Annotated in this window: 5 protein-coding genes and 1 pseudogene; all 6 read left to right on the top strand. The window is 44.8% G+C overall.

Annotation, left to right across the window (positions count from 1 at the left end):
- A partial coding sequence (locus tag ABZB17_RS17730) for a hypothetical protein (protein WP_372652100.1) occupies positions 1-212 on the top strand: 212 nt, incomplete at its 5' end.
- Between the two features lie 20 nt (positions 213-232).
- Complete coding sequence (locus ABZB17_RS17725; RefSeq protein WP_372652098.1) at positions 233-1,204, top strand: hypothetical protein; 972 nt, start codon at positions 233-235, stop codon at positions 1,202-1,204.
- A 125-nt stretch (positions 1,205-1,329) separates the two neighbouring features.
- Complete coding sequence (locus tag ABZB17_RS17720) at positions 1,330-5,142, top strand: glycoside hydrolase family 3 C-terminal domain-containing protein (protein WP_372652096.1); 3,813 nt, start codon at positions 1,330-1,332, stop codon at positions 5,140-5,142.
- 28 nt (positions 5,143-5,170) lie between these two features.
- Positions 5,171-6,367, top strand: coding sequence for an alpha/beta hydrolase (locus ABZB17_RS17715; RefSeq protein ID WP_372652094.1), 1,197 nt, complete (start codon positions 5,171-5,173; stop codon positions 6,365-6,367).
- 28 nt (positions 6,368-6,395) lie between these two features.
- Entirely contained in the window at positions 6,396-7,571 is a 1,176-nt protein-coding gene (locus ABZB17_RS17710; RefSeq protein WP_372652092.1) for an alpha/beta hydrolase, read from the top strand.
- 13 nt (positions 7,572-7,584) lie between these two features.
- Positions 7,585-7,794: pseudogene (locus ABZB17_RS17705) on the top strand (esterase); the annotation flags it as partial.

Here is a 7,794-nt window from a genome sequence, read left to right as displayed (position 1 = left end):
CTTTCTGCTCAACTGACGGAAAGAAATACGAAGAAGTTGGAACGGCCAATGTTGTGCTGAAAAATATTCAGGCCGGAATGCTGGCTTGCGATGGAGTGATGCCGGCCCGTATGGCACGTTTCAGAAGATTTATGCAGCAAGACAATCAGCCAAAATCGCCTTTAGTTGTGGCTTTTGATTATTTCAAAATTGAAAACAGTGCATTAAAATAAGCACTTTTTATATACAAATTATGAAGAGAAGAAACCCGATATCAAAACTGTTACAACCGTTTGTTTTAGTAGTTGCCTGTTTTGGTCTTGGGTTTTCTTTTTCTTCTGATTTTAGTGTTGAAAAAGAAACGGACAACATTTCGGTTACAGCCTTTGGCGATGGATTCATAACTGTTTCAGAAAATGGAGATATTAACTGGATATCAGGTGAAGGCAAGATAGTTCAGTCGAAATCCATTCAGGATGTAAAATTCAGCACTGTTGCTTCCAACGAGAGATATGTGGTTTCTGGGGGCAGCGATGGGACAATTTATTGTGTCGACAAGGATAAGGTTTTTAAACCAATTCGCTCGGGGACAGTCAAAAACGTTAATTGCCTGACTTTATACAAAAACAAAGTTTTGGCAGGCTGTAATTCAGGAGAATTACGAATCGGATCTTTGGATCAGAAACTGGAATTTGCCAACGTGGAACTAACGGGAAACATTCTATCCTTATCATCAAATAAAACTTATTGCTTCGGACTTACGAACCATGGCGAAATTTTTTATACCAGCAATGGAACAGAATGGAACGTAATTGATTTTAATGAAACGTACAAAGGGTATTACCAATCGTGCACGTTCAGTAAAATACTGCTTACACAAAATCAAATTGCAGTGGTGGGTGAAAATACTGATAGGGAACCTGTTTTGTATTTCTCATCAAAAGGAAGTGTTTGGATCGAACGCCCGCTGATTTACACCAATGAGGAAGGTTTTAAAGCAAAACTAAATGAAATACCCCGTGATATTTTTTACGACACAATGCACGATCAATATATCTTATTACTGCAGCAGGGAAGACTAATGACCATTCCATCCTGCTCGCATTGTCATCAGCTTTATAAAATCACTGATGCCGAAATTCATGCGATTTCGGGAAATGACAAAAACATAATTCTTGCAGGCGAGAATGATTACATAAAACTAATAAGTACTGAGTTCCTCTGAGTTAGGAACGATGAAAACTGAACGTAAACGATAAATAATTGCCGAATAAATTCCGTAGGAATAATAACTAAACATATACGCAAATCGAAATACCTTTTAAATAAACAATACTCCAATATTAGATTATGAATTTTAGACGATCAACATCCCTCATTTTAATACTGTTTTCGCTGTTTGCACTGGCTTTTATTCCACAAAGCCAAATGGCAAAGAAACCGATCTACCTCAATACGGCTTACTCGTTTAAAGAGCGTGCCATCGACCTTGTTTCGCGGATGACACCCGAAGAAAAACAAAGTCAGTTGGGAAATACCATGCCACCAATTCCGCGGCTTGGTGTAAACCATTACGATGTGTGGGGCGAGGCGCTGCACGGCATTATGGGACGAAACAACAACAGCGGAATGACAGCCACTTCGTTTCCAAACAGTGTGGCCGTGGGTGCAACCTGGGACCCGGAACTCATTAAACGCGAAACAAAAGTAGTTTCGGATGAGGCACGCGGTTTTAACCACGACCTGATTTTTACATTGACCTATTGGTCGCCGGTAATTGAACCGGCCCGCGATCCGCGTTGGGGAAGAACTGCCGAAACTTTTGGCGAAGATCCGTTTTTGGTTTCTGAAATCGGGAAAGGTTTTATTCAGGGTTTAATGGGCGACGACCCCACATACCTGAAAACGGTACCTTGCGGAAAACACTATTTTGCCAACAATACCGAGTTTAACCGACACTCGGGCAGCTCGGATATGGACGACCGCGATATGCGCGAGTTTTATTTACAACCCTACCGCACCTTGATAAGAGATTACGACCTTCCGGCAATTATGACGGCGTACGGCGCTGTTAACGGCGTTCCCATGTCGGCCAGTAAATATTTGGTGGATACAGTTGCCCGAAAAACCTATGGAATGGACGGTTACGTTACCGGCGACTGTGGCGCAATCGACGACATAGTACGCGGCCATCATTTTACGGAAAGTTATGAGGAAGCAGCGGCGCTAGGCCTAAAAGCCGGTGTTGACACAGACTGTGGCGGAGTGTATCAGGCTCATGCCCTGGGTGCTTTGGAAAAAGATATGCTGACGCAAGCCGATATTGATAAAGCGCTGATCAATATTTTTACCATAAGAATGCGTTTGGGCGAGTTCGATCCAACTGAAATTGTTTCGTATGCAGGTATAAAACCGGATATAGTGAATGATCCGGCTCACAACGATCTGGCCATTGAAGTGGCTACAAAAACACCGGTTCTGCTAAAGAACGAAGTGACGGTTCAACCAGCCGAAAAAGCATTGCCGCTTAATACCAAACACATCAAAAAAATTGCGGTACTGGGTCCACAGGCCGATAAAGTGGAGCTGGGAGATTACTCGGGGCCAATTGAACCTCATTTGAGTATTTCGCCGCTTTTGGGAATTCAGAATTATATAAAAGAGCATAACCTCGACATTGAAGTGGTTTCTGCATTAACAGGAAATACGGATAGAAACACCGATTTTCTGACCATGAATGCTTTTTCCACCGTACGTAACGGCGAAGTGGTAGCCGAATTCGATGCTACAAAATACGATGATTCGGCACCCGGATTAATTGTGGCGGCTCGTTTTGGCCGGACCTCAATTCGCGGAGTAAAAGATGGCGACTGGACAGCTTACGACAATGTTGATATTACCGACGTTGATTCCATCCGTTTTAACGTGGCAGCTTCGGGTAACGGTGGTTTGCTCGAAGTGCGTGTTAGCTCGGCTACCGGAAATATTCTGGCAACGCAAAAAATTGAGGCCGTTCAGCAACGTGGTGGATTCCCCGGTTTTGCACGGCCACAAAATGTGTCGGTAAAAATAAATACACTGGGAATTACCGGGCCGCAAACGTTGGTGCTGGTTTACCGCGAAGCCGAAAGCCCTGCAACCGATGCCGCAACACTTGAAATGGCTGCTACTGCCGATGTAGTGCTGGTTTTTGTGGGTACTGATCAAAGTACCGGTCGCGAAGAGTCCGACCGCTTTTCGATTACCTTACCCGGAAATCAGAATAAACTGATTGAAGCGGTCGCTGCTGAAAATCCAAATACCATTGTGGTGATGCAAACCATGGGAATGGTGGAAGTGGAGCCGATTAAAAATAACCCGAATATTCCGGGAATTATCTGGACCGGTTACAACGGACAGGCACAGGGAACCGCCATGGCTCGCATTTTATTTGGCGACGTAAACCCCGGCGGAAAATTAAATGTTACCTGGCACAAATCCTTAAACGACCTGCCCGGTTTTAACGACTACACCCTTCGTGGCGATGGCTCGAACGGAAGAACGTACTGGTATTTCGACAAACCGGTTTCTTACGAATTTGGCTATGGTTTGTCGTACACTACTTTTGAGTACAAACGGTTCAGTATCAGCAAAACAAGGCTAACACCAAATGATAAAGTAACCATAAGTGTTGATGTGAAAAATACAGGCGCGGTTGACGGCGACGAGGTGGTGCAGGTATATGTGAAAACACCCGACAGTCCGGCAGAATTGGAGCGCCCGATAAAACGTCTGAAAGGATTTAAACGTGTAACCATTCCGGCTGGACAAACAAAACGCGTTTTCATTGATATCGATTGTAACGACCTTTGGTTTTGGGATGCCGAAGCCGGTAAAATTACCTTCGACCAGGGAAGTTATATTTTCGAAGTTGGGGCATCTTCAAAAGATATAAAAGCCGAACTCGAGGCAGTTATGAGCGGCGAATACAAACCGGTGTTAACAACTGTTGTTGCCGAAAGTGACAAGATGATACTTCGCCCGGGAAATACAGCTCAAACAAGTGTAACTGCTGCAATGTCGGACGATAGCTTTTATGATATTTCGAAAGCTGAAATTGAATACAAAAGCAACAACCCGGCGGTGGTAAGCGTGGATGAAAACGGCAAAGTAACGGCTACCGGAGTGGGTGTAGCATCGGTATTTGCTTATGTAACCATCGACGGCGTAACGGTATCAAACAGCTATCCTGTAAAAGTTATGCCCGACCTCAATCCAAAATCAATTTTGGTAAACGGCAAATCCATCGAAGGATTCAATAAAGAGGTAAAAGCATACAGCTATCTGTTAGAGGATAAAACCAAGGTACCGGAACTGAAAGCAACTGCTGCCGGAGAAGGAATTACTGTTGATATTCAGCAGGCAAAACAAATTCCCGGAACTGCCGTGGTGAAATTCATCGACAACATCACACTCGAAACCAACACGTACTATTTCAATTTTGATGTGGAAGCAGTTAGCGACGAGTTTAATGGTGCTGTTGGAAGTCAGTGGCAGTGGATTAGGGAAAATGCTGCAACACACAGCCATTCGGCAAACGATGGCAGCCTGACTATTACCAGCGAAATTGGCGATGTTTCAGAAGGTACCAACAATGCCAAAAACATTCTACTGCAAAGCGCCAATAACGACTGGACAGCAGAAACAAAACTGACGGCTTCACGGATGCCTTCTCAACCTGAAAATGCAGGGATTCTGGCTTACCAGGACGATGATAATTTTGTGAAACTCATGTTCCGTGCAGTAGTAAAAACCACACGCCAAAGAGAACCACAACCCGGTACCATCGATTTGATGATGGAAGAAAACGGCATTGCAAAATCGCTGGCTTCTTTCAACCTGAAAAACGAAATCACAGGCAACCAGGCCTTGGTGCTTAAACTCGATAAAAAAGGAAGTATTTATACGGCTTCGTATTCGTTGGATGGCGAGAATTTCGAAATCCTGGGTACAGCAGATCTGGCATTGGAAGACATAAAAACAGGTTTGATGGTAGGCGACGGAATTATTACCGGCTATATGAAAAGTACGTTCTGGTTTGATTCCGACACAACAAAACCGGATTCGCCGTTTGATGTGGCTTTCGATTATTTCCGGATAACAAATAGTGGACTAAAACAATAAAATATAAACTATCAACAAACAAATTATGATGTCTAAAATTCTAAACGTATTCGTTATTCTTTTGATGGCCAGCGGAATTAGCTTCGCACAATCGTCATCAGAAGTTGTGGAGGATTTTAAACCCTCTACAGTAAATCAGCCCGGGAAGGAATACCCCATGGTAAATTCCGAAGGACGGGTTCGTGTGCAACTTTCGGCACCTGAGGCTGAAAAAGTTCAGCTTGATATTAGCGCAGTGAAATACGATTTGGTAAAAGACGAAAACGGTGTGTGGACCGGCGAGTCGGCACCACAGGACGTTGGTTTTCATTACTACCAGTTGTGGGTTGACGGAGCCGCGGTTCCCGATCCAAACAGTCTATATTTTTACGGAGCCAGCCGCTGGGGAAGTGGTATTGAAATTCCTTCCGACGACCAGGATATTTTTGCTTTAAAAGATGTTCCGCATGGCGATTTGCGCGAGGTACACTATTATTCAAAATCGTCGGATAAAGTGCGTCGTGCATACATTTACACGCCTCCCGGCTACGAAAAAGACCAGTCGAAAAGTTATCCGGTACTCTACCTGCAACATGGTATGGGCGAAAACGAAACCGGCTGGGGAAACCAGGGACATGCGGGGCTGATTATGGATAATTTAATTGCCGAAGGAAAAGCGCTTCCGTTTATCATTGTAATGGAAAACAGCAGCGTAAACTTTGAAAGACCACGCGGGCCGCGTCCTGAAAGAGGTGCACAGGCCGATTCAACACAAAGAAGACGTGGTGGACCGATGGGCGGTTTTGATTTTTCTGCCGATTTCAAAAAAGTATTGCTTAACGATCTGATTCCTTATGTGGAAGCTAACTACCGCGTTATTGCCGACCCTGCCCACCGCGCCATGGCCGGATTATCAATGGGAGGTATGCAAACACGTTTGATTACTTTGGCCAATCCCGAAGTGTTTTCGCAGGTTGGAATGTTTAGTGGCGGAAGCATTAGCCCTGAAGATATTGAAAATTCACCTGCTTTTAAGGAGAATGTAAAACTGTTGTTTGTGAGTTACGGAAGCCACGAACTCGATAACCGCAGAATGGGTTTTGGCGGCGATCCGAAAGCCAACACCGAAGCATTAAAAGCAGCCGGTATGAACACCCATTTTTATGTGTCGCCCGGAACTGCACACGAATGGCACTCTTGGCGTCGCAGCCTTTATCAGTTTGCTCAACTGGTATTTAAAAACTAATACTATTTGAAACATCAACTCTAATGTTATGAAACGATATTCTTTTATTTTAACGGTGTTGCTGGCCTTTTCTGCGGTACTTGCCATGGCGCAAACGACAGAACAAACAGTAGTTGAGGATTTTAAACCCTCTTCTGTAAATCAGCCCGGAAAGGAATACCCGATGGTGAATTCCGAAGGACGGGTGCGTGTTCAAATTTCAGCGCCTGAAGCTGAAAAAGTTCAGCTTGATATCAGTGCTGTAAAATACGATTTGGTAAAAGATGAAAACGGAGTGTGGACCGGTGAATCGGCACCACAGGATGAAGGTTTTCATTATTACCAGCTTTGGGTTGACGGAGCTGCGGTTCCCGATCCAAACAGCTTGTATTTTTACGGCGCCAGCCGTTGGGGAAGCGGTATTGAAATTCCGGCACACGACCAGGAGTTTTATGCCTTGAAAAATGTTCCGCATGGCGAGGTACGCGAGCTACAGTATTTCTCGGAAAGCAACAATACCATGCGCAGGTGCTTTGTTTACACGCCTCCGGGTTACGACGAAAATCCTGAAAAACGCTATCCGGTGTTGTATCTGCAACATGGTGGTGGCGAAAACGAAACCGGCTGGTCGAGCCAGGGGCATGCAGGTTTGATAATGGACAACCTGATTGCCGAAGGAAAAACCGTTCCGTTTATCATTGTTATGGACAACGGAACCTGGGCAATGCCAAGGCCACCGCGTAACCGCGAAGGTGGCGAGCGCCCGCGCACATGGCCACCCGAAGGTTGGGCCGATGGTTTTATGAACACCTTGCTGAAAGATATTATTCCGATGATTGATGGAAAATACCGTACCCTGGCTGATGCCGAAAACCGTGCCATGGCCGGTCTTTCGATGGGTGGAATGCAAACACGTGTGATAACACTGGCCAACCCCGATGTGTTTTCGCATGTGGGAATGTTTAGCGGTGGCAGCATCACCATGGACGACATTGAGCAACATCCTGATTTTAAGGAAAAAGTAAAATTGCTTTTCGTTAGCTACGGAAGCCGCGAAATCGAGAATCCGCGCCCCGGACCATGGGGAGATCCAAAGGAAAATACCGAAGCACTTAAAAAAGCCGGTATGAACACCCATTTTTATGTGTCGCCTGAAACTGCCCACGAATGGCAAACATGGCGCCGCAGCCTTTATCAGTTTGCACCTTTATTATTCAAAAATTAAATAGTTAAATATCATGAAAAAATACATTTCAACATTAATAGTGTTCTTTGTTTTCTCACTTACGCTGTGTGTCGCTCAAAGCGAAAAACCGGCTGTAAAAGAAGATTTTAAACCATCAACATTAAACCAACCCGGAAAAGAATACCCAATGGTAAACTCGCAGGGATACGCGCGTTTCCGTATTGAAGCTCCTGAAGCACAAAGTGTGGTGGTGAGCCTTGGT

Source organism: Draconibacterium sp. (assembly GCF_041583095.1).
In the GTDB taxonomy this organism is placed as follows: Bacteria; Bacteroidota; Bacteroidia; order Bacteroidales; family Prolixibacteraceae; genus Draconibacterium.
Note: the sequence above shows the minus strand (reverse complement) of the source record. Positions and strands in the feature narration are given on the sequence as shown.